The 21,614-nt window shown below is 55.4% G+C and carries 17 protein-coding genes and 1 pseudogene; 8 read left to right on the top strand and 10 right to left on the bottom strand.

What is annotated here, in order from left to right:
• Positions 1 to 430: 430 nt before the first annotated feature.
• The 5 genes from ABOK31_RS33790 to ABOK31_RS33770 all read right to left on the bottom strand — a co-directional run bounded on the left by ABOK31_RS33790 (position 431) and on the right by ABOK31_RS33770 (position 8,477).
• Positions 431 to 2,272, bottom strand: a complete 1,842-nt coding sequence (locus ABOK31_RS33790; RefSeq protein WP_349962882.1) for a pYEATS domain-containing protein — start codon at positions 2,270 to 2,272, stop codon at positions 431 to 433.
• Complete coding sequence (locus ABOK31_RS33785; RefSeq protein ID WP_349962880.1) at positions 2,269 to 3,414, bottom strand: hypothetical protein; 1,146 nt, start codon at positions 3,412 to 3,414, stop codon at positions 2,269 to 2,271. The genes ABOK31_RS33790 and ABOK31_RS33785 overlap by 4 nt, the downstream gene beginning before the upstream one ends.
• Before the next feature lie 62 nt (positions 3,415 to 3,476).
• Entirely contained in the window at positions 3,477 to 4,583 is a 1,107-nt protein-coding gene (locus tag ABOK31_RS33780) for a hypothetical protein (protein ID WP_349962879.1), read from the bottom strand.
• 539 nt (positions 4,584 to 5,122) lie between these two features.
• The gene (locus tag ABOK31_RS33775) at positions 5,123 to 7,660 is read right to left on the bottom strand and encodes a patatin-like phospholipase family protein (RefSeq protein ID WP_349962877.1); all 2,538 of its coding nucleotides are present in this window, start codon (positions 7,658 to 7,660) and stop codon (positions 5,123 to 5,125) included.
• A 40-nt stretch (positions 7,661 to 7,700) separates the two neighbouring features.
• Positions 7,701 to 8,477: a hypothetical protein gene (locus tag ABOK31_RS33770; RefSeq protein WP_349963117.1), complete on the bottom strand. Its 777-nt coding sequence runs from the start codon at positions 8,475 to 8,477 to the stop codon at positions 7,701 to 7,703.
• A 350-nt stretch (positions 8,478 to 8,827) separates the two neighbouring features.
• Here ABOK31_RS33770 and ABOK31_RS33765 point away from each other — a divergent pair.
• A pseudogene (locus tag ABOK31_RS33765) lies at positions 8,828 to 8,959 on the top strand (transposase); the annotation flags it as partial.
• A gap of 533 nt (positions 8,960 to 9,492) precedes the next feature.
• Here the strand turns inward: ABOK31_RS33765 and ABOK31_RS33760 are convergent.
• From ABOK31_RS33760 to ABOK31_RS33750, 3 genes are all read right to left on the bottom strand, one after another.
• Positions 9,493 to 10,263 (bottom strand): autoinducer binding domain-containing protein, encoded by a 771-nt coding sequence (locus ABOK31_RS33760; protein ID WP_349963116.1) that lies wholly within the window; start codon positions 10,261 to 10,263, stop codon positions 9,493 to 9,495.
• Between the two features lie 322 nt (positions 10,264 to 10,585).
• A complete protein-coding gene (locus ABOK31_RS33755) occupies positions 10,586 to 11,185 on the bottom strand; it encodes an acyl-homoserine-lactone synthase (RefSeq protein WP_349963115.1) in 600 nt (199 codons plus the stop codon).
• Positions 11,186 to 11,258: 73 nt separating this feature from the next.
• A complete protein-coding gene (locus ABOK31_RS33750) occupies positions 11,259 to 12,023 on the bottom strand; it encodes a LuxR family transcriptional regulator (RefSeq protein ID WP_349963114.1) in 765 nt (254 codons plus the stop codon).
• A gap of 358 nt (positions 12,024 to 12,381) precedes the next feature.
• On the opposite strand from ABOK31_RS33750, the gene ABOK31_RS33745 reads away from it, so the two are divergent.
• On the top strand, positions 12,382 to 13,347 hold the full coding sequence (locus ABOK31_RS33745; RefSeq protein ID WP_349963113.1) for an alanyl-tRNA editing protein: 966 nt from the start codon (positions 12,382 to 12,384) through the stop codon (positions 13,345 to 13,347).
• A gap of 24 nt (positions 13,348 to 13,371) precedes the next feature.
• Here the strand turns inward: ABOK31_RS33745 and ABOK31_RS33740 are convergent, their stop codons facing one another.
• Both ABOK31_RS33740 and ABOK31_RS33735 read right to left on the bottom strand, forming a co-directional pair.
• Positions 13,372 to 14,097 (bottom strand): GntR family transcriptional regulator, encoded by a 726-nt coding sequence (locus ABOK31_RS33740; protein WP_349963112.1) that lies wholly within the window; start codon positions 14,095 to 14,097, stop codon positions 13,372 to 13,374.
• A gap of 190 nt (positions 14,098 to 14,287) precedes the next feature.
• Positions 14,288 to 14,824 (bottom strand): hypothetical protein, encoded by a 537-nt coding sequence (locus ABOK31_RS33735; protein WP_349963111.1) that lies wholly within the window; start codon positions 14,822 to 14,824, stop codon positions 14,288 to 14,290.
• A gap of 374 nt (positions 14,825 to 15,198) precedes the next feature.
• Between ABOK31_RS33735 and aepX the strand changes: the two genes are divergently transcribed.
• From aepX to ABOK31_RS33705, 6 genes are all read left to right on the top strand, one after another.
• A complete protein-coding gene (aepX, locus tag ABOK31_RS33730; RefSeq protein ID WP_349963110.1) occupies positions 15,199 to 16,122 on the top strand; it encodes a phosphoenolpyruvate mutase in 924 nt (307 codons plus the stop codon).
• A 53-nt stretch (positions 16,123 to 16,175) separates the two neighbouring features.
• Complete coding sequence (locus ABOK31_RS33725) at positions 16,176 to 17,348, top strand: aminotransferase class I/II-fold pyridoxal phosphate-dependent enzyme (RefSeq protein ID WP_349963109.1); 1,173 nt, start codon at positions 16,176 to 16,178, stop codon at positions 17,346 to 17,348.
• 43 nt (positions 17,349 to 17,391) lie between these two features.
• Complete coding sequence (locus ABOK31_RS33720; protein WP_349963120.1) at positions 17,392 to 18,222, top strand: phosphocholine cytidylyltransferase family protein; 831 nt, start codon at positions 17,392 to 17,394, stop codon at positions 18,220 to 18,222.
• A gap of 4 nt (positions 18,223 to 18,226) precedes the next feature.
• The gene (locus ABOK31_RS33715) at positions 18,227 to 18,835 is read left to right on the top strand and encodes a CDP-alcohol phosphatidyltransferase family protein (protein ID WP_349963108.1); all 609 of its coding nucleotides are present in this window, start codon (positions 18,227 to 18,229) and stop codon (positions 18,833 to 18,835) included.
• Positions 18,832 to 20,466 carry an asparagine synthetase B gene (locus ABOK31_RS33710; RefSeq protein ID WP_349963107.1) on the top strand — a complete coding sequence of 545 codons (1,635 nt, stop codon included), beginning with the start codon at positions 18,832 to 18,834 and terminating at the stop codon, positions 20,464 to 20,466. The genes ABOK31_RS33715 and ABOK31_RS33710 overlap by 4 nt, the downstream gene beginning before the upstream one ends.
• 104 nt (positions 20,467 to 20,570) lie before the next feature.
• Positions 20,571 to 21,608, top strand: coding sequence for a glutamate cyclase domain-containing protein (locus tag ABOK31_RS33705; protein WP_349963106.1), 1,038 nt, complete (start codon positions 20,571 to 20,573; stop codon positions 21,606 to 21,608).
• Positions 21,609 to 21,614: the final 6 nt, after the last annotated feature.

Raw genomic sequence — 21,614 nt, 5'->3', positions numbered from 1 at the left:
AGTATCTCTACATCAGAAGACATTTTGCATGAAATGTTGATGAATAGATGATTCGCTTGTCAATACCATCCGGCGATCTGCACCAGCGTTGCTATCATTGAGGATCACAATTATTGAACTTGGCGGCATGTATTAATACACACTCAATCCAGACCGCTTGATTGTTATTCAGAATGCGCTTGAGAATTCGTTTGTTCTGGCATCATTGAATGATCGAAAGCTTAGGCCTGCGGAGTATTTGATCTGTTGTATTGACTGGCGCCCAAGCGCATATAAAATATAATTTCTACCATAAATCGTTGTCAGTTGACGCCATTTGTAGATCCTCCGACGGAAAGCCGCCTTCCCCGCATGCATCGTGCGAGCAAACGGCCGCTCTGAATTCACGGCAGCACATGAGCTCGGGGCCGCTAATACGAATGAAAACTAATTATCTCTCCTGTATGATGCGCGGCGCGTAACTAAGTTGCGCGAGGTCGCTTTCCAACTCGACCTTCGCGCTCGGTATCCAGACCCCTACGGTAAAACCACCCCACGCTTCCACGGAAAGTGCTGCGCGGTTCCCTCTGAAAACCACTTTTACACGCGAAGGTGAGAATGTGGGGTGGAGAAAGAACCAAGCCTCAGTCCCAAGCTCGACGCCGACACTCTGGTCGGCAAGTATCTCCAAGGTAACCGACACCCAATCTCGTCGTTTCCTCGGAGGCCCGAAGGAGGCGCTGAGGCGAAAGCCATCGTGTTCAGACTGCCCACCGAAACGCCCGGAGTTTGGATCGTCAAATGGCCCTGGTTCACGATGGAGTGCCGGATAATCGAGCTTTTCCGTAAACGAACTCCCGTGAACGGGAAGGCTCGCTTCATCCGAAGCCTGCGAATCCTCAGGAGCGGCAACCGCCGCGTTGCCCAGGGTAATGCTGCCTGCAGACAACGTCCCTTGAAATATGACAGTCGTATCCCGGGCTCTCAACACGCCGGTTGATCTTCGATTGGGAACCAAACTTCCGTTCTCTTTCAACGCCTTTAGATCCCGACGCAGCCATGAAAACGCAACTCCCGCACCGCGCTGCAATGCGAACTCGCGATTCCAGCGCTGCAGCATTCTGATAATCAGATCTCGCGAGGCTTCAGGAAGGAATGGAGCCTCTACTTTGCCTGGCGATTCGGACAAACCTCCAATCATTTCTCCAAAAAGCTCATTGCTGTAGGAATAGTAGGGCGCCCCTGCAACCTGGGCCATTTCGAGGTGTTTTGCGGCTGCGACCGCGGCGGCGACCTGATCATCGTGATACTCGGTGGCTGACCTCAGAATACAGCACGCGCGGACGATGTGAGCATCGAATGCCCAACCGGCGTGGAGCAGCAAGTCCCTTGTCCACGTGTCCTCCAAGAGAGGAAATACCTCCGGAAACCGAAGTGTCAGCAGTCCATAGACCATTGCGGCCCAAGGGTCGTCAGATGGAGCAGGCGGAACGATCGAGGCAGCATCCTTCGATTCGACGGATGCCTTGACCGCTTTCGCTTCGGCAACGGTTCCTGCCGCCAGAGCCCGAACCATGGCACGCAAACGGATATCAACGGGCATGATCTGGATGGTAATATCCGAGGTGAACAGATGAGAAGGAGTCATCTCAATGGTCGTTCCGCCAAGATACATCGGCACGAGGCATCGCTCTATGCGATCCGACTCGATTGACGATGACAATCTCACGCGCTCGCGAGGCTTGAACCCTTGCTCCGATCGATGCAGTTCTATTCTAAGCGCGTTTACCGCCAGTTCGAGGCGATGGCTTCCTTGGTAGGGGCCATAGGATTCCCTGCTGCCAGGCGCTTCCTGTGACAACGCTACCGATATCCGCCTGGGTGCAGTGGCGAGACGCAGCGGCTCAAAGCTTCGTGTCTCGGACGGCGAGAGCTTGAACTCATCGATGATCCCCGCCGACGAGAGCAATTCCGTCATCGGGACTTGCGCCGTTGCGCGTTGGGTCGTCGTATCATAGAAGCTGGTGTTGCCTCCCCCGGAAGCCAGCGCCATGAATGTTGGCAGCGACACCGTATTGGCCTGCCCTTCCTTAACCTCGAAGAGCACTGCTTGGGGAGCAAGGCCCGCCGGCGAAATCTCGGCGGAATAAACGCCAGGAGCGAGATCATCGGCCAAAAAACTGTGCAGCTCCGGCGTCGCTATCCAGTCGGCGATAACCTTTTGCGGATCACTGATGCGCACGCGCCCAACGGAAAGATCGGCAGGTGCCTCAAAATGCAGGCTCGTCTTCATTGGACGCCCACCAATTGTTTGAGCAGGGGCTCAGGGGTAAACACGGTCGAGTATTTTTGACCCTCGCGCTGCGCGATTGCATAGAGCGAGCGCCGGGTTGCCGGAACGGTGACTAGCCAGGCGCCCTCATCGCCCGCCGCCCGGTTTCTTAGCCACGGCAGATCCAGGTTCTCCTGCTCACTCACATAGAGGTCACAATCGCGCATTCTCTCGACCGGATCGGTGATGATGACGATGGGAAGCTCGAAATTGCCATTGAACGTTGCAATCGGATAGACGTCGTTCGGCATCACATATGCCGTGTGTTCGAAGGAACGCTCGACCCATCGGTCGAAGAAGATTCGCCTGATCTTATGGAGATCCACCAGAAGAGAAGTCGGATCGACGGTCCATTGATTTTCAACCCGGCGCGCCGAGGCGCCGCCCAGCGCCTTGATCAGGACTTGGGTAAACCGACCGAACCGTACCTCATTGCCGGCCGCCAGACCGAAATCCGCAGAGATGAGATTTTCCCCATCGTAGGCGAAACTCGTCTCGGATGCCGCGCAGATCAGAGCGACGTTGTTTCGTGGAGCGCGGAATGGCAGTGGCGGCGGGAAGAAGCGGCACTCCAATGCCAATCCAAGCTCGAACTTGGAGAGAAATTCGCCACACGCATCGGCAAACAGGAATGCCGACCCGATATCCGGGTTGCGACGGAGCGATTGGGCCAGGGAACCCAACCCCAAGTGGCTCCAGGGGTTGGCGGCTGACCGGTTCAAATCTTCCAGAAAGAGGACAGGCTGTGTCGCGTACATGGCGCCGTGACCACAGCAGTAAAATAGCGCGGTATCCCCAGGCCTGACCGAAAGTCTGTTCCACCAAGCGCCACCGGCCTTGATAATGTTGGCTTCGCTTGCTCGAGCAACAGGTTTCCCCGGGCTCCATTGGAAACGATTGCCGGCGGCACCAAGATTGGTAGGGTCGGAAATTAATACCTCGATCGACGCGAGCGGGGCCGCAAGCCGACTGGTATTCAGCTTCAGCCATTCGCATACGAACTTTGCGCTATCGGCAGCACTTGGAAGATCCGTAACGTCTCGCAGCTCCTTTAGCTGGCCCTTCGTCGGCTTGGCGTGCGGATAGTCGCCGACGCCGATCACGAAAGCATGCGTGCGGCTACCTTGTATGGTGTCGTCTTCGAAGATGAGTGTCATGGCAAACCCTAGATAATTCCGAGCTCTTTCAGCCTTTTGCGTGCCCGCGCATAAAATTGCGGTCGCGAGAAATAGGCCGAGTGCGTCTCCATCAATCCCGCGGCGGTGTCGAACATGAGGTCCCTCACATCCTCAAAGATTACATCCGACCTGAAGGCGAATGGGTCGATCGGATCAAACACGTTCATCCAGTCCTTGACGCAGGCAGGCTTCGAAAGCCTCCCGCCTTTCGGCGCGTCGCGCGAAAGGAGATTAAGGGTTCCAAAGAAGCCCGGCTGAGATCCGATTGTTATCAGGGATGCTATTTCGATGTCCGCCGGCAATTTTGCGTCCACCGGGTTCAGGAGCATATCCGTAAGGATCACTCCCCCGAGGCTGTGCCCGATCAGCACAAGCGGCCGCTTTTCCGCCTTCGCAGCCGTATGCGCCGCAATCAGCGCGTTGCGAACCCTTGTCCGGATTTCCTCCCGCGCCTCGCCATTGTGGAGATATGCGAAGACATCGCCGAAAAACAGTCCGACAGCCGGGGTCAACCGTCCTCGGACGGCATCGAAACCTATCGTGGACACCGAGTGCTTGATACGGTTGGTCACCGCCGCGATTGCATCTCGAATGGAGCCGGTGACACTAAATGCCGCGCCGGGCGCCGAAAGTCGGCGAGCGAGATCAGCGTCGTCGACGGTATCCTTAAGCGAGGCTTGAGCGGTGTTGTCGGCAATCTGCTTAACCGCTTGTGCGAACGCCTGGACATCCTCAGGCTTCAATGTTTCGCCATTTTGCGAGGCCTCATCCACCAATTGTGCGAAGATCGCATCAAGGGCGCCGACCGCTGACTGCTTGCCGATTGCGGAAACGGATGCCTCGCCACCACTATCGTCAGTATCGTCGGCAAAATTCTCACCCCCGATGCGGAACGCTGAGATACCTCCTGCGTCTGTCCTATAGACGTCCGGATTGATGACCGGGACGAGATCGCCCCAGAGAGGCGAGGTGACGGTCACCGTTTGCCCCGCAAAAAGAACGTCCTCGATCAGTTTCGTTCGATTTTTCACGGCCGCCCGGTACTCGGCGCTGTCGCGCGTCGCCACGCCATGGACAAAGACCAGATATGTCATGCGTTCCCCTAGCTATTATTGCAACCTGGACATGAGGCGAATTTGGCAATGAACTGCGATGATGATCTTTTGACTGCGCCAGCTTCAGATGGCGCCATGCCCCCAAGGCCCCGAAACGAACCGGAAAACGATATTGAACGCTGGGCACAAACACCCACCGCATCGCTCCGGGAGCCCGCAGCGAACATCGTCAGCCAATTTTAGTAATGCCCCGTATGCACTTGCTCGAAGACGAACGATTATCGCGTGCCTTGCTGTGTTTTAAGACGCCCCCATCCAAAACGCCCAGCAATACGAATTGTCAAATCTGAGGCGCAAATCATCAATACTGAAAGTGCGCCGAAAGCTACTATCGCAGCCTTTCTATTGCTAGCACAGTTATTGCGAGAGATCAAAAGCATTCATTACAACGCCAGATCAATTGCATTCCTGTGGTTGACGCTTGCGACCAATCACCCGACGCTGACGATCGGAATTCGGGTTGTCTCGATTGGGCAAGTATCCATCGACAGGCAACGCCACACGGATTTGCGCAATGGTCAGGCGTGGATCTTCGGCTCGACAGGGTCCGTCAGCCGGCGGAGAATCTCCTGCAGAACGGTTGCGGCGCGTTCGGTTCCATCCAGATTATCAAGCATCGAACAGAGCGAATGAAAGCCGAGCGCGCGGTAGGCCTCGAATTGCTCCTCGGTAAAGAACTGATCGCTGGTCGGCTCGTGCGGGAAACGCGGGTAGCGCCGCTCATAATCGAGTACATAGCTCGGCTCGTCTCCGGTCATAGCTGCCTTGACATAGAGGATGTAGCCTACCTTTCCGTCCGGATAGAAAATGCGACCGATGGCGCCATGGTTCCATTCCCCGCAAGCCGGCGTGGGTCTGATCCCGGCTTTCACAGCAACTTTCCTGCCGATGGCGCTATCCGCCATTGCCTGGAACGGCAGGTCGAAGCGAACCCCGAGGTCGATCCTAGCGAAGCGTTCAACATCGACCAGCGATGCAAAGGACATTGCCGGGTCGGCCTCTGCGTCGGCAACGATGATTAGCTCGCATCTGCGCTTGAGAAGCTCGTAGACCCCCGTATTTTCGATGTGTCCGCCATCCGTCAGGTAGATCTGATTGCTGTTCTCGCTCGGCCGGCCGAAAATTTCGGCAAGGAGATAGAAAATCTTCCAGTCGCGGATGCGGCTCTTTTGTCTTTCCGGCGCGACAAACCGGGGATTGTGCGCCCAGTATCCCAACCGGATATTCAGGAGCGCCAGGGTCGGCCCGAGGATCGGAACGCCCGCCCTCCCCATTAGCGATGAGACAGCCGCGCCCGAGATCGCAGTTGCTGTTGCGAGATCGATCCTTGGCTCGCCGCCCGGTTTTTCATAGTCTTTCGTCGCAACGTAACCCGTGCACCGGCTACCGACATAATCGGGCGTGAACATGAAGAAGTCGGCGCTGCGATGCCCCTGTATAGTCGATCCTTCCATGTTCATCGCCGTGTTTATGATCGGATAGGGGCGAAAGCGCCCTCCCTCGGATCCTGATCGATTGAGCTCGGAAAGCTTCAGCGTCTGGCCGGTCCGCACAGCCTCGTGCTCTCCGCCGTGGTAGCGTTGCAAGCGGCCGAGCTCAAAGGCTTCATCCAACCGATCACGATAGAGCCTGTTCAGGGAGTTGGCATTGGCGGAAAACAATCCGAGCAGACAGGCGCAAAACAGTGCGGTCAACACATAAAGCGGAAGGACTTGATTGTGTCCCAGGTACTGCGAATAGTCGTCGATCATTGTGTCGGCATAGTGGGTGGTCGTGCCAATTACCGCCAACGACGATACGATGACGGCAACGACCCGCCAGATTGGTTCCTTCGGATTGTCGCGCCTACCGAGTGATCTCCACCAGCCGCCATCGCAGAGACTGTTCTGTGGCGGTCCGAAGTTCCAATTCCACCAGACAAGCAGGACGAGAAAGGTCGCAAAGGCGACGATCATTCTGAAAATCTGAAGATCCGATATACACGCCACGAGCGGTGTGGCGCGTTGCTTCAACTGCACTTGGGTCAGCATCAGGTAGCAGATGTAGATCAAAGCCGGCAGGGCTGCCGCGAGCACGAACAGCACAGCCTTTCCGATCGCGGTTTTGATCATGGCGCCGTAGGTACTGTCCTTGGAGGCATCACGGAGAAACCCGACGAGCCAGCGCCAAAAGACAGCAAATGCTCCTGTGCCAACCATCAAGGCGGTCGCCGTCCTGCTCAGCCAGGCCCAGACGTGATCGAATGCGCCTCCCCCGGAAGAACCAGTGCTTACGCTCGACAGCTTGTAAAGTATCAGGACTTGCAGTTCGGCAGCCGCGATGGCGGCAACCAAAACCAGGACGATGGCCGTAAACCGAGCGGATAGAGAACCCGGGTCCGAGCGACGCTGGCTTTTCGCGCCAAGCGGCATGATCGAACGCCAGAGAGCCCAGATCACGAGCCACCCGCCAAGCAACGGCAGCGCGATTTTCGTGAGCCTGAAATATCCGGCAAACATCTTGGTGGCGTCAGGCGCCGGAAGACTGGAGATGTCTGGATAGATCGCCAGCGTGGCAATGGCGGCCAGCAAGACGAAAAACAGCACAAAGACCACATTCACCATCAGCCCTCGAGCGATGATCGAGAGCGATATCACGAGATCGAATGCGCCGTTCGGCATCAGATAGCGGCACCGATTGCGCAGCCCTCGAACCATCTCGTTATCGGAAATATCCGTGGCGCTGGCGAGCGCCGAATTGGTGTTGGGATCCCCGAAGGGAAAGGCGCCGTTGTTGCGGGTCATGGCGGCGACCAGGGAGGAGCCGGTATAGCCACCACCGGAGACCGTGGACAGGTAGTCGATCTTCCTGAAAAGATCGCGCGCGCCGAGCGCTTGCAGCAGGCCAAGGCTGAAGGCGGCGCTGCGAATACCGCCGCCACTCAGCGCTGCGCCTATGATTGGCCGCGTGGGCGAATCCGGGGCGCGGAGAGTGCCCAACTCATGACTGAGTACGTCAGCGAAGGCGATTGTCTTCGCATGACTGGCTCGAGGCTGGTGTGAGGCGGATTCCGTCATGAACGTGACCTGAACGTGAGGAGAGACTATCGCGCTTTCGTCATCCGCGACCGCTCGTCGACGTGGCGAGTTTCAGGGCGCCGGCTATAACCTGCTGACAGAAACGCTCGCTCAGAAGGCGATTGCGAGGCATCTCGGGGCCGACACGATAGCGCGTCGGGTCGTTTTCGCTAATGCAGGCGACAAGGAGTGCCGCAAGCGTCGATTTCTTCATGGGGTCGGCCACAGCCGAGCCGTTCACACGCGTTGTCGTGGTCAGCTTCTGCGGTGAGGCCGCCTTTGTTGCGTCCGTCGTGCCCTTGCCCGACGCTTCCGTGCTTGCGGTCGTCTGCGCCGTGGCGCCGCCGCCGTCGGCCGAACTGTTGCCGGCAAGCGCAACAAGAAGATCGCCATATTGGCTAAGGATCATGGCATAGGCGTCGTGGCCGATGACGCCGTTCGCGTAGCTCTGGCAAGCAGCATAAAGCCCGTCGCGAAGGGCGAGAACACCAGCCGTCCGTCCGGCAAGCGCTGTTGCCTGTTCCGTGCTGGCATAACTTGCCGAGAAATCTCTCTTCACCCCATCCGCCCCCGTGCCGCTGCCGCTCAAGGCGGCGTTGGATCCGAATGCAATCGCGTAGTCGGGACTGGGCTCGGTACAGATCGTATTCTGTACCAGGCCATTGGGCTGCAAGCGTTTGCGATCGGTAACGAGACGGAGGTTCCCAGTTGTCGCCAGGACATGCGTTTCCCCGAACTGGAGTGAAGAAACGCGATTGCTCGCCGCATTGCACCCGGCCAAAATGACCAACAGGAAACCGATAAATATCGTGCGCATGCCCACCCTCTCAAATAGCCATACGTTATCCGGCTCTCACTCGACGCAATGAGTGGGGCGGCGGAAACGATTACAGTTTAAAACAAGTAGAAGCCCTTCGCTAAGTTGTAACATAGTGGGTAAATATTACAACCAGCAAGTCATTCGACGCCTCTTTACTCGAGGGATACGGCAAAATGTTCTGCGCCCGCGCTTGATAAATCAAATAAATAGCCAAACCGGCGGATCTACACGACCCGCGATCCACGCTTGTTCTATCTGATCCTCTTTCTAGGGTCAAAACCCAATCAACCTATTGATGGACATCATCTTTCCTGATTCACTGCCAGGCATTGAGCTGGAGAAACGATATGGCTTTGTTTTGGCTGTCGGACGACGAGTGGGCAACAATGGAGCCGCACTTACCCAAGAACCAGTCAGGTGCGCGGCGGGTGGATGACCGCCGGATAATTTCGGGCATCATCCACGTTTTGAAGGTTGGTTTGTCGAGTTTCACGACGTTCTGACCCTTATTTTCACTTGACGTTGATCCATTCAATCTTCGTGAACCCATTGACGAATTTGCTATATCGATATCGTTAGAGGGTGTTGGCGAAATGCAAAACTGGGTGAAATCGCGACACAAATAAGCACCCTGCCCTCTTGGCAGGTGTCGCCATTGTCCAGCATGCCGGGCCCGAAATGCTTCGCATGCTAAGTGGCCATATGATGGGTGAGAACAAGGTCCGGTTCGACAGCGCTATAGAAGAGATTTTAGACTGTTCGCGTCAGTCGCTTGGATCGTCACAGTTGCACTTAATTTGAGATTCTAGACCGGCAGAATCTCGAATTAAGTGCCAAATGGGAAAACAACGGCAGCAATCTCACAGTTAACTGCCAAACGACATCAGCGCTAAATGGAAATAGGGGTTTGTTCTCGGTGGCAATCAACAAGGTCACAACAGAATGCGAATCCGGCTGAAATCGTGACGCAAAAGAACAGTCATGGGAGAGATTGGAACAACTTAGGTCGATTTCATCGAATGAGGCCGAGCCGAATGGCGATCGCTATGGCGTTGGTAGTATTCTTCGCTTCAAGCTTATCGCGCACCGACCGCAGATGTTTTTCCGCACCATGATGCGAAATGCCCATTCTTATGGCGACCTCGTGATCTCTAAGTCCATCCGCAGCCAATTGCAGCGCACGTCTTTCCCGTGATGTGACACCCTTCAACAAGGGAAGTTCATCCAGTTCCCTTAGCTGAAGGGCGCGATCAAGAGCAATAGTTGCCAGTAGTTGAAGCCCACTGCGCTCTTGCTCCCTTATCTCGATGTGGTCTCCACCGATGGAAAAGCCGACGGCAATTCCATCAAATGTTCGCAATGCAATCGTAAAGCCCTCCCGCAAGCCGAATTCCTTGGCCTCGCCCATAACCTCGCGTGCCTGTGCGCTCTGCCCTCGCTGTCCCTCGATATCGCGCCAGAAAAACGGCGCATGTTGCTCCCTGACCATTCGTATGGTCGGATCGTGACTCAGATAGTCATTTTCGAAATATCGAGAGATCCAATCATTAGGCCATGCATTGAGGAGAACGTGGCCGACTTGCTGTCTCCTGGTCTGACCGGTTGGCGGCATTGTCCCCGCAAGCACGTTTGTTGCCCCGAACCGCGCAATATAGGCAAGCACTTGCCGTAGGATATCGGCTTCGGTCTGTGCAGACTCCATGGCAGCGATAAGAACCGTCGCTTCTTCCAGCATATAAGCGGGTTTAGGTTCGGCAGTAAGCGAGGAAATGTCCGTCTTCATGTTGAGCTCGCATAATCAGAAAACAGAACATCATATATTACGCTTTTCTCAATGATTATGAAGTCACCGGATTTCGCCCGTTGAATTATTCTGAGCGTGCCAACCACTTCCCCCGAAAAGCCATGGCAGAAATCTTCGGCCGTCTCGTTTGCCCTGCGACGCTATGCGTACCGGTTGCTAGGAGAAAGGCTCCGAAGCACAGTCCCCTTCCGCAGTCGGCCAGCCAACACGAACTCCGGCATCGTGCTGGAAGGCCAAGCTTGTGATACCCGGGCAGACAATAAAAAAGGGAGACCGGCGAAGTTGGGACTTTACTTTTGCACTAGGCGGCTCGCCGGCTTCGCTCTGCCTTCAAAGAGCAGAGTTTTGCCAGTGTACGATGATCGAAAGCCGCGGTCACAGCGACGACGTCCTCGCCAGAGATTGGTTGCGGCAAACCGAGCGCGCTGACCTTAAAATGGAGCTGCAGCAGACGAAGGATCCAAAGCGGCTGCATTTCGATAATTACGGTATCGACACCGTTTTCCAGACCCCACTCCACAAAACCCGACAGGAGTGCATTGGAAACTGTGCTCAACGCCCGGCCATGCTCTCTGTGGGCAGGCTCGACGCAATAACGTGTCCATTCCCATATGTGTCGACCAACCGGCCTTTCTTGTTCGCAGAGCTGAGGCAACACTTCGGAAAGAAGGTGTGGCTTGGTTGATGACAGCATTCGCTGATATCCCAGAACTTCGCCTTCGTCGATGAACAGCATATGCACCGCATCGACGGTGTCGAATTGATCGATCTCGCGCCCATCGGGACGTGCTAGGTCCTCCCATCCGCGCTCCTTGACGAATACGCGATGACGAAGGCGGAATGCCTGATCCATTTCATCTTCGTACTCGTGGATGTTGTTGCCTGTAATAATATGAAGCATAGCGATAATCCTCCTATTGGCAGGATGATCATCGGACTGTCCATCGGCGACGACAGGTACGGAAAAGCGTACCTTACGAAATTAACCCACCCCGCAGGGCGACGGCGATGGCGTGATTGGTGTTGCGCGAGCCAAGCTTTTCGCGGCAAGAACGCATATATTTGTCAATGGCGTGATCGGTGATCCCGAGGCGCGCGGCGATTTGGCGTTCTTTCCAGCCTTCGGCCGCCAGTTGAAGAACTTCTCGCTCTCGCCTTGTAAGGCTAAAAATGGTGCTGTTTTGTTGAGTCCGGCGTATCCGAAGCGCTCTATAGATAGCGAAGCTCGCGACGAGTGCCAGATTCCTTCTGCTCTCGGGTGAGAGGTCAAGGCGTTCACCAGCGATCGAGAAGCCGACATGTTCATGTCCCAGACTGGGCAACGTCATTGTAAAACCCTGTTCAAGACCGAACTCCTTGGCCTCGCCCATTACCAACGCGCCAACACGAGCCTTCACAACCTCGTCGTCGCTCCAGAAAAAGCTTTCAAGCCCTTCGCGAACCAGCGCAATGGTGGGATCCTTGAACAAATAGTTTTGTGAGAAATAACGAGCCGACCAATCATTGGGCCAGGCGTTAATCAAAACATGGCCTATCTGCTGACGTTTCGTGGCGCCGATTTTCGGCATGGTACCAACCAGCACATTCGTCGCGCCAAACCGCTGTACATATCGGACAACAGCATCCGCCAGTTCGCCCTGGGTCGTGCAGGCCTCCAACTCGGCCAAAAAATAGTATGTTTCCTCGAGGGTGTGGACCGGAAAAATAGGATTGCCGGGTAATGTCCAATGGTTCGACATGACAGCGATCTTCAAAGTTGTGCGACAAAGCAAGAAGATATTACTGCAGCACCGGCTGACCGCTTCGGGCGGCGTTTCCGGCGATCAATCGCTCACTTGATCAGCAGTGTGAGCTTAATTCACGTCACTACGCTGTTTACAGCTTCTGGTGGCTGACATGGCAGGGCCAAAATATCTCGGCCTCTAATGCAAGTCGGCCAGACGTTTGACGATCAGGTCACTTGTGGCGCAAACAAACAGCCACAGCAAAGATTGCTCGGCTATACAATTGCTCGCATCGCCAGATGAGTGACGAAGCGCAACCTACATCTGGAACATGACATCAATGTCAAACTTGGTGTGGATAAGACATGGAACCATGAATTGCTTTGTTCGAGGATGCACGGCTCAGGCGACATCATGTAAAGCTCGACAACTCATTCGGCCGGACAACCGCAAGTTCGAACAAGATAAGCCGGATAATAGAAAACCAATCCAACAACTCTGTAAATATCCATTTGATTATGACAAATATTTCAGTGATTTAATGGCACTTCACGCTTATCTTGACGTACGTGCCCGCGGAAGCATGGACGACCAATTCGGAGCGGTCATGTCGACATTTCTGGAGTTTTTGAACGATCCCTATAAGATCGAAACTGAAGCAATGGTTGTATCGCAACAGGCCAATCGTGTCATTTTCGATCGTACCGTATTTTGCCCCGCCATTGGAACTTCACCTTCAGACAGTGGCGAGCTTTTGCTTGCAAACGGGGGACACTTTCGTATCGAGAACAGCCAATGGCACCACACGAAGGCAGACGTCCTAGAACATGTCTGTGAACAGACTATCGAAGACCTTACTGCAGGAGACAAGTTGACCGTCAAAATAGATTGGTTACCACGCTATGCGGCCATGCGTCTCCATACCGCGCTTTATCTTGTTGCCGTGGCCCTTCCCTATCCTGTCGTTCAAACGGCCGTCGGAACCGGCTGGGGTGGGTTGACTTTCAAAGTCGACGACACGGGAATGCACTCCGGCGAGCTTGAGCGGCTGGTCAACCGGCTCGTCGATGCTAATCTTCCGCTCCAATCAATCTGGATTCCTCGGCCACCCCAGGATCAAGTGACAGCCTTTTATCCCGTCATCTGGCCAGGCTCGAATGGACGTATACGCGCCTTGAGGATTGGTGAATTCAACGTGAGGCCGAGTGCCGGCCTCCATGTGCGCCATACCGCGGAGGTCGGCCCTATTCAGGTTACCGAAGTGAAGCGTCTGACCGGCAATATGTTGAGTTGCAACATCCGCCTCCTTGACGGGATGTCTTTTCCTGGATCGACTTAGTGTCCCAATTGGCGGTTAGCGCCCCTAGTGCACAAAGTCTTCCCATTGGCCACCAGCGCCCATGGCGTGGCGATTTCCTTCCGCCACGAGGTGATGAAGAAGGGCGATTTTATCTTTGTAAAGCCGTTCGAGCCTATCGATGGCGCCGGCCGCATCCGCCTGTTCCAGGCGCTCAACTAGCTCTCCGACCGAACTTGCAATCTGCGCGAAGCGTGCAGGCTGTTGAAGGTCCAGTTGTCTGATATAGGTCGTCCGGCCATTGAAGGAACGAATCATCTGCAAAGACAATTCGTTGCCGCCTATGGATACGATACGTTCCAAAAGCGCTTCAATGAAATCCACATAGGATCGCACATTGCGAGCAATATCCTGCGCGGCGTTTGACGCCGAGGTCGGTCTTGGGAGGCTGGCGCTGGCAAAGGATTCTATATGCGCGCTGATCACGTGCTTGAGTACGGCGAAGGCGATTTCATAATCTTCCGCGATCTCCGCTGCTCTCAGCGGCTTCGAAAAATAGCCGCTTCCGGGCAAGACTTGGATGATCCGTTCTTCGGCGAGCATGATCAGGGCCTCACGAACCGGCGTCTTGCTTACGTTAAGGCGATGAGCAAGCGCCCCGATGTCAAGTTTGGTGCGCGGAGGGATTTTCTGGAACAGAAGAAGCTCCTTAAGGCGACGGTAGATCTGCGCGGTCTTGAAGCGATCGGCCAATGACCGCTCATCGACGAAATTCACTTCGTTGCCAAACATTGCTCCCTCCAAAGGCGAAGCCGCCCCGAGCGGCACAAGCCGTTACTCGCGACCATCGCACATGGCTGCGAAATCGATGACTGCAAGCTTCTGGCTTTAAAAATACCCGTCAAAGGCAGGGCGAGAAAATATCGCACGCTGTGCAAGCTGGGAAGTCCGAAAAACCGTAGTTTTGTCAATTAGTCGTATTTTATCTCTCGTTCGGGCGTTCGAGAGCAGCCGCTTGCCGGACCAAAGTTTCGATCAAGGCGACACGGCGCTCTTCGCATCGTGCAAGGACGGCCAGAACCTGATGAACCTCCTTTGAACGAAGGACAGCAATCAAATCTGCGAGTTCGTCGACGACTTTGCCGGCAGTTTCCGGCGACTTTACCTCTACATGGCGAAACCAGCGGGTCCGTTCATTAAATGCCCAGATCTCGCGTAGCATCTGCCGGTTTTGGGCAAGCAGAGTTATACGGTCGTGCAGATGCTCTTGAAGGATCGCCATCTCGACTGCAAACGCATCGCCGCAGGGAACCGGTGCTTCCGGTAGTCTGTTGTCGAAGATGGTAGGCAGTTGAAGGCCCGAAAAAGTAAAGGATGACAAGTCCTTTTGCACCGCATGACGAAATATAGCGAAAGCGCATTCGAAATCGTCACGCAAAGCTCGCAAGGCTTCAGCCTGATGAGACCCTTTCGCAAGGAAGGCGCGTATACCCCCGATCGAAACAATTTGGGCCGCCATCTTCTCCCTCGATGTTAAGGCGTTGAAGGGGTGATCTTGTTATCGCGCTGATGTCCCAGCCGTTTCAAGGAGTATTTTCCAGTGCACACCGTTAAGTCGCAACGCAGCTGACCAGCACAAGACAGCGACCGCCCTCCTCTAATCCGCAATCTTAAAGATTTTTGGCGCTTGGCTTCCCTTCCATCGCCCACTACTGACGGCTCCGAAGGAATATGTTTGGAATATATCGAGATATACCCTACAATCCCATTGTTTTTCATAATTAAACTTCCACGATATCGGGTTTTCGAAAGTATATCTCAGATATATTCGAGATATACCTTGCCTTTCCTCATAAACACAATCAACCTGAGTTTTATGAAGGAGGCATGACAATGAACAAGGCGATTGCATATCCGACACACGCCGAAGCTCTATCGGTAGCCCCATTACCGACAACCCTTCGCGAACTCATTCGTTCCAACGATCTGACGTTTCTCATGGAAGCGCATGACGGCCTTTCGGCAGCGATCGCCGAACGCGCCGGCTTCAAAGGGCTCTGGGCCTCCGGCCTTTCCATCTCCTCGGCGCTCGGTTATCGGGATGCCAACGAAGCAAGCTGGAGCCAGGTCGTTGACGTTGTCGAACGCATGGTCGATGCCACCAACATTCCCGTCCTCGTCGACGGTGACAGCGGCTTTGGCAACTTCAACAATGCGCGCATCGTTTCAAGGAAACTTGAACAGCGCGGGGCGGCAGGGATTTGCCTTGAGGACAAGGGCTTCCCGAAGATGAACTCTTTCGTCGGCGACAGGCATCCGCTGGCCGACATCGACGAATTCAGCGGTCGGCTGCAAGCCGTAAAGGATACGACGGGGCCTGACTTCGTCCTCGTCGCCCGCATCGAGGCCCTGATTGCCGGGCACGGTCTTGATGAAGCACTGATAAGAGCGCACGCCTACGCCAAAGCCGGCGCCGACGCTATCCTCATCCATTCCCGCAAGGCAGTTGCTGACGAAATCCTCGCCTTTGCCAAGGAATGGGACAACAAGCTTCCCGTCGTGATCGTGCCGACGAAGTACTACAAAACCCCCGTCTCCGCCTATCGCAAAGCAGGCATTTCAACTGTCATCTGGGCCAACCACACGATGCGGGCGGCCGTTGCCGGGATGCGCGACATCTGCGCCCGCATTCAAGCGGAGGAGAGTATCGCTGGCATCGAAGGACAAGTTGCTGGCCTCGACGAACTATTCAACCTGATTGATTACGACGAACTCGCCAACGCGGAAGAGCGCTATCTGCCGCGGCAAGGGACCTAAGTCACAGGAAAAGCAGAAGCGATCCCATCAAGACGACATTGTGGAGGGCACATATGTTGGCGCAACGGACAAGTTTGTTTGGTTCTTCGGGCACTGCGGCTGCAAGGGCTGCGGCAAAGTCTGCAGCCGATGCCGGAAAGGAAGTCATCGATCTGACGGCGGGAGAAATTTGGAGCGACCTAGCCCCAACCATCCGTGATGCCGCGATCGACGCGATTGAAAGAGGTATCAATCGCTATACAGACACAATTGGCATGACGGAACTGCGTGAGGCCATCGCGCGCAAAGTGGCACTCGAAACCGGGCAAATCTGGAAGAGCGAAGAGATCGCTGTAACGACGGGTGCTAAGCAGGCTTTATTCAATGCCGCGATGGTACTCCTCAATCCCGGAGATGAGATCATCATCCCGGCACCCTATTGGACGACTTTCCCGGCGCAGGTGCTTATTGCAGGCGGAAACCCCGTATTTGTCGACACGCGGAAGACGGCCTTCGTGCCATCCTTGGCCGCGATAAAGGCCGCAACGACCGATCGGACACGGGCGATCATCATTAATACGCCCAATAATCCGACCGGCGCGGTCTACGACGTCAAGACACTCATCGAACTTGCAGATTTGGCGATCAGTCGCAATCTCTGGATTATTTTCGACGAATGCTATTCTGACTTTACCCATGGAACACACCGCCATCATCCGATCGTGTCGCTTGTTCCGGAAGTTCGCTCTCGAACGATTATCGTCAACGCCTTCTCCAAGTCCCTTGCCTTGACTGGATGGCGCATAGGTTATCTGGCCGGACCCAAAGACGTTGTTTCAGCTGTTAAAGCCTTACAATCGCACACGACTTCAAATGCGAATGTCATTGCACAGCATGCGATACTGGGGCACTTGCGAAACGGGGATGGCAGCTACGAAGGCAAACTGCGCTCACAGCTCGCCAGCGCAAGGCAACATGGCCTGCAGATACTCTCTTTGCTCCAACGTGTACCGCCACCAGCCGCAGATGGCGGATTTTATTTCTATCTCGATCTATCGGCCCTGCTGACGTCTGGGGCCAATGCGGACGACATCGTCAACACGCTGCTCATCCATGCCGGAGTGGCCGGCGTTTCAGGAACGGCTTTCGGCGACCCAATGGGGCTAAGGCTGTCATATGGAATTCCTCCGGACAGGCTCAAGGCTGGCCTTAGCGGCGTCGTTGAAATCCTGAATGCCTGGGAATAGCCAATTCGCGTCGAAACGCGCAGGAACGAAAAGGTCTACCGTCATGACTATCTTAAGCAGTCCCAAAAGAGCCGTCATACTCGCCGCCGGCTTTGGCAAGCGACTGAGACCCCTTACAGATCTCCGTCCCAAGCCGCTTGTGGAAGTCAATGGCATTCCTATTCTTCACAACACGCTGCGCAATTTGGAAGATGTCGGCGTGACGGATGTTACGATCGTTGTGGGCTATCGCAAGGATGCCATTCAATATGCCTGTGGCAGCCGTTTTGGCGGACTTCAGATCGACTACGTCGAATCCGCGGTCTTTGATCGTACCGGAAGCGCCTATTCCCTTTGGTTGGCGCGTGAGACCCTTCTTAAGGGAGACACCTACCTCCTGGAAGGAGACGTCTTTTTTGAACTCGACGCGCTACAACGATTGACGATGGGAACTATCGACAATGTAGCCGCGGTCGCCCCCTTCGAGAGCTCGATGGAGGGCTCGGCTGCGGTCCTGTCGGACGATGGCTTCATCGCCGAGATAAGGATGAAACAGACCGGTGAAAGCCTCACGGCAAGCGGCGCACCTCCGCTCTTCAAGACCATGAATTTGCTTCGCTTCTCAGGTGTTACGTTGCGGTCGACCATCATCCCCATGCTCGATGATTTGGTCGGCTCCGGAGCGGTCAAGGCGTATACCGAGGAATTGCTTGCTCAGCTCATCGAAAAGCGAGGACTTCAACTTGCGGCCGCCCGATGTGACGGATTGAGATGGTACGAAATAGACAGCGTCGCGGATCTGCGCATTGCCGAGAGACTGTTTCCACCCGGGCTGCCCATCGCGGCGCTGAAGGAGCGTCAATCCGCGTCCTCGATAGCGATTGCAGGAGAATAATCATATGATCCGCTACCTGTTTGATCCCGCAAACGCAATCACTGCCACCGGAATAGTCTTCTCCGGCTTGGCACTCCATTTTGCTCTCAACGGCCAATTCGAGGCGGCGGTCGCTCTGGGTCTTTGGGCCATGCTGGCTGATCAGCTCGACGGTATCGTTGCTGGTCGCACGCGCAATCGCAGCAAGGAGGTCGCCAATTTCGGCAAAAGTATCGATGGGTTTGCCGATCTCGTCTATGGAGCTGTCCTACCGGCGGTCATCGTTGTCGGCCTCAGCAAGGAAACGCCCATCTCGTTTGTGACCGGGATCGTCCTGTTGCTGGTCGGAGCTATCCGACTAAGCTACTTCAGCAATTTCGGCCTGTCTGCCGATCGCCGGTTTCTTGGCGTGCCGCTTTCCTATGATATTCCTCTTTTGGCCGTGTTGCTGTTGTGCCGACCATGGCTCGGAGACGATATCTTTCCGCTGCTGACGAATTTGATTTTTCTTTCGCTTGCGGCCCTGCACATCGCTTCCATACGCATACCTGCACCGAACACCATTGCCTATGGATGCATTGTCGTCTTCGCGCTTGGCGCGTCGGCTGCGCTAGTAACGAGGGCCCTCGCATGAACTGGCCATCGGAGACGATAGGCGATCAACATCCGAAAGGATGTGCTCAAGCCGAAAGCACGATTGAGGCTTCGGTACGCGGCAATAGCGCGATCTTCGGCACCTTTGACAGCACTGCGCGGACACTGGAGGCAATGAGCCAGGCCCTTTCACATCGCGGCAGCGAGCTTTCGACCAGACGGATGCGGGGCTTTACCATTGGCTCCCGATATTACGACGACCGGCCGCATCTTGCGAACGTTGGTGATTGCGTCATTGCCTTTGCAGGCGCTCCATTCGTGATCGATCGAAGCGATCGGCTGGCGCGGTTTCTTGATGCCGAAGCACTCGGTGCCAGCTTCAGGCGATTTGGCGCCGACTTCTTTCGCACCCTTCACGGCTCCTTCGCTTTGGCAATCTGGATCCCCGACCAGAACACGATACTGCTCGTCCGCGATTCCTTTGGTAGCCAAAGCCTCGCGTTTGCGACTGGCAATGGAACGTTCGACTTCGCGAGCGAATATAAAGCACTTGCGAGATCGCCGCGAAGGTCTCGTCGGATCGATCGCATCGCAGTCGATCATTTCGTCGGACATGGCTGGGCACCTGCCGGTCACACCTTCTTCAAATCGATATCGATGGTACCGCCCGGGAGCATGTTGACCTGGACCGATGGACACATAGAGGTCGAACACTTCCGCCGCGATATTGACCGTCACCAGCCACCTCTCAGGCCGATACCGCCTGAAAAGCTAGCGGCATGCGCAACGGAAGCCATCACTTGGCATTCTCAAGACACGGAAAATCGATACGGCGTCATGCTCAGCAGCGGCGTCGATTCCGCCTTCATGACAGCGACGCTCAAACACCTATATCCCCATAAGGAACTTCACTCCTTCACCGTTGGCTATGGCCAAGGCGATCCCGAGCTGCTCGGCGCAAAAGAAACCTCTGAACATCTCGGGACTATTCATCACGAGATAATCGTTCAACCGAAAGACTTGACCTCCCTGCTTCGACGCACAATAGAGGCGGTCGACAATCCCGGGGGCTATGAGGAATTCCCATGCCTCTACGCCCTCCATAAGTTTGCCAGCAACCTTGTGGATGTGATGTTCTCCGGCAATGTCGCTGATACCTTGTTTGCGGGCATGCCCTACCACCGCGACTTACCGAGTGGGGACGGCGCGATCTACCGCCGCCTATGCCAGGACTTGCTTCATCGAGACGAGCGCTTGGGCGCGCAAGAGCTTCTGGCGGGACATTTCGGCCTGTCTTTTCGTATGCCGTTTGCCGAAAACTCGATGATTGATTTGGCGCTTGAGACACCAGACTTTCAAAAACTCGGAGCGCGCGAAAACAAGATCATTTTCCGCCAGGCTGCGGCGATGATCCTTCCGGAAGAAATCACCTCCCGTCCGAAGCGAATTCAACATCTTCAATATGACAAGTCGATGTGGCACTGGATCGCAGAGCGTGTCGATTGGCTCCGATCCGAACGGCTGTTGGAAACCCATGATTTGCTTCTTCCCCAAGTGGAGGCGGCGCTGCGTCATTCGGCCTGTCATCAAGGTGATGTCCACACCTTCCGGCCCGCGTGGAATGCAATCGCGGTCGCGACCTGGGCCTCCATCTACCTCGAGACAAGTTGATACCCTGAAGCATCGTCCGCGTGCGCGATATTTTGCCTCGCTGCTCCAGGCTCATTTGGCGATACCGCGCGTCATGCCATTTTCGAAAAAGGGGGAGATACATCGTGAGCAACTACTTTTCCTATCTCAATGTGAGACCCACGGCAGAGGCGCTCAAGGAGCGCTTCGGCCGCGAACTGGACAAATTGATGACCCTCGACTTCAATCTGGGTGGACGGACGGCACAGCTGTACGCCTTGGAAAGAGCAGGTTCAAATCATGCCGGATCGACTGACTTTGCAGCGAAACTGGTAAGCTCCGTCGGCGCTGCCGATATCGCTATTCTGGTTACCGGTTGGTCTGTTCGGCCCCACATTGATGTCTCGATTGGAGAGGTCGACGGGCCGCCTGGCGCCGCTGCCATCGCGCGAGCTCTCTTCTTGGCAAGAGGTTGTGCCAGCATCGTTGTAACGGCCAAGCCTCTCGTCTCCCAGACAGCAGCAGCGTTTCGGGCAGCCGGTGCCGTAGTAGTCAATCGTGATGCAATTCATGCACTTAGGGGCACAAGCACGAAATTGTTTGCGGTTGCCGTGGAAGGCTTCGAACTCGATTGCGATCTTGACGATCAATTCCGAGGACTTCTTTCGCTTGCGGCACCGCGAGTGGCGCTTGCGGTCGAGCATTTTGGTTTTGCAGCCGACGGCAATGCATATCTGTCAACAGGAACAGCTATCTCACGAGGCGTCTTGCATACGGACACGCTCTTTCTGATGGCGGCCGAGCAAGGGGCGTTATGCGGTGCATGTGTGGACAATCCGAATGAGGCCGGCACGGCGCGACTTCACAACAGTCTCGCCAAACATCCTCCCATGAAGGACGACTTTGAAAATATCCTTGTTGGCTCCTCCGCCAACATGGCCGCATATGCCCTTGCTGCCGCAATCGGTGGCCTGGCCGGGCGCCCGGACGCTGCCTTTACCGGCAGGCTCGACGAAGCCGCCGTCGCTGCCACCTTCGCAAATGGGGCGATTGATCCCTTTAGCGGATCGGCGGATCCAATCAGCGGCGTTGATACGCTTGAACCGCCTTATCATACCTACGTAACCGACCTCATGGCGCGAATGGCGCACGGCTATTGTAACGCGATGAGCCTTGTCGCCTAGAGGTTG

It is taken from the genome of Rhizobium sp. ZPR4 (assembly GCF_040215725.1).
Lineage (GTDB): Bacteria > Pseudomonadota > Alphaproteobacteria > Rhizobiales > Rhizobiaceae > Rhizobium > Rhizobium rhizogenes_D.
Note: the sequence above shows the minus strand (reverse complement) of the source record. Positions and strands in the feature narration are given on the sequence as shown.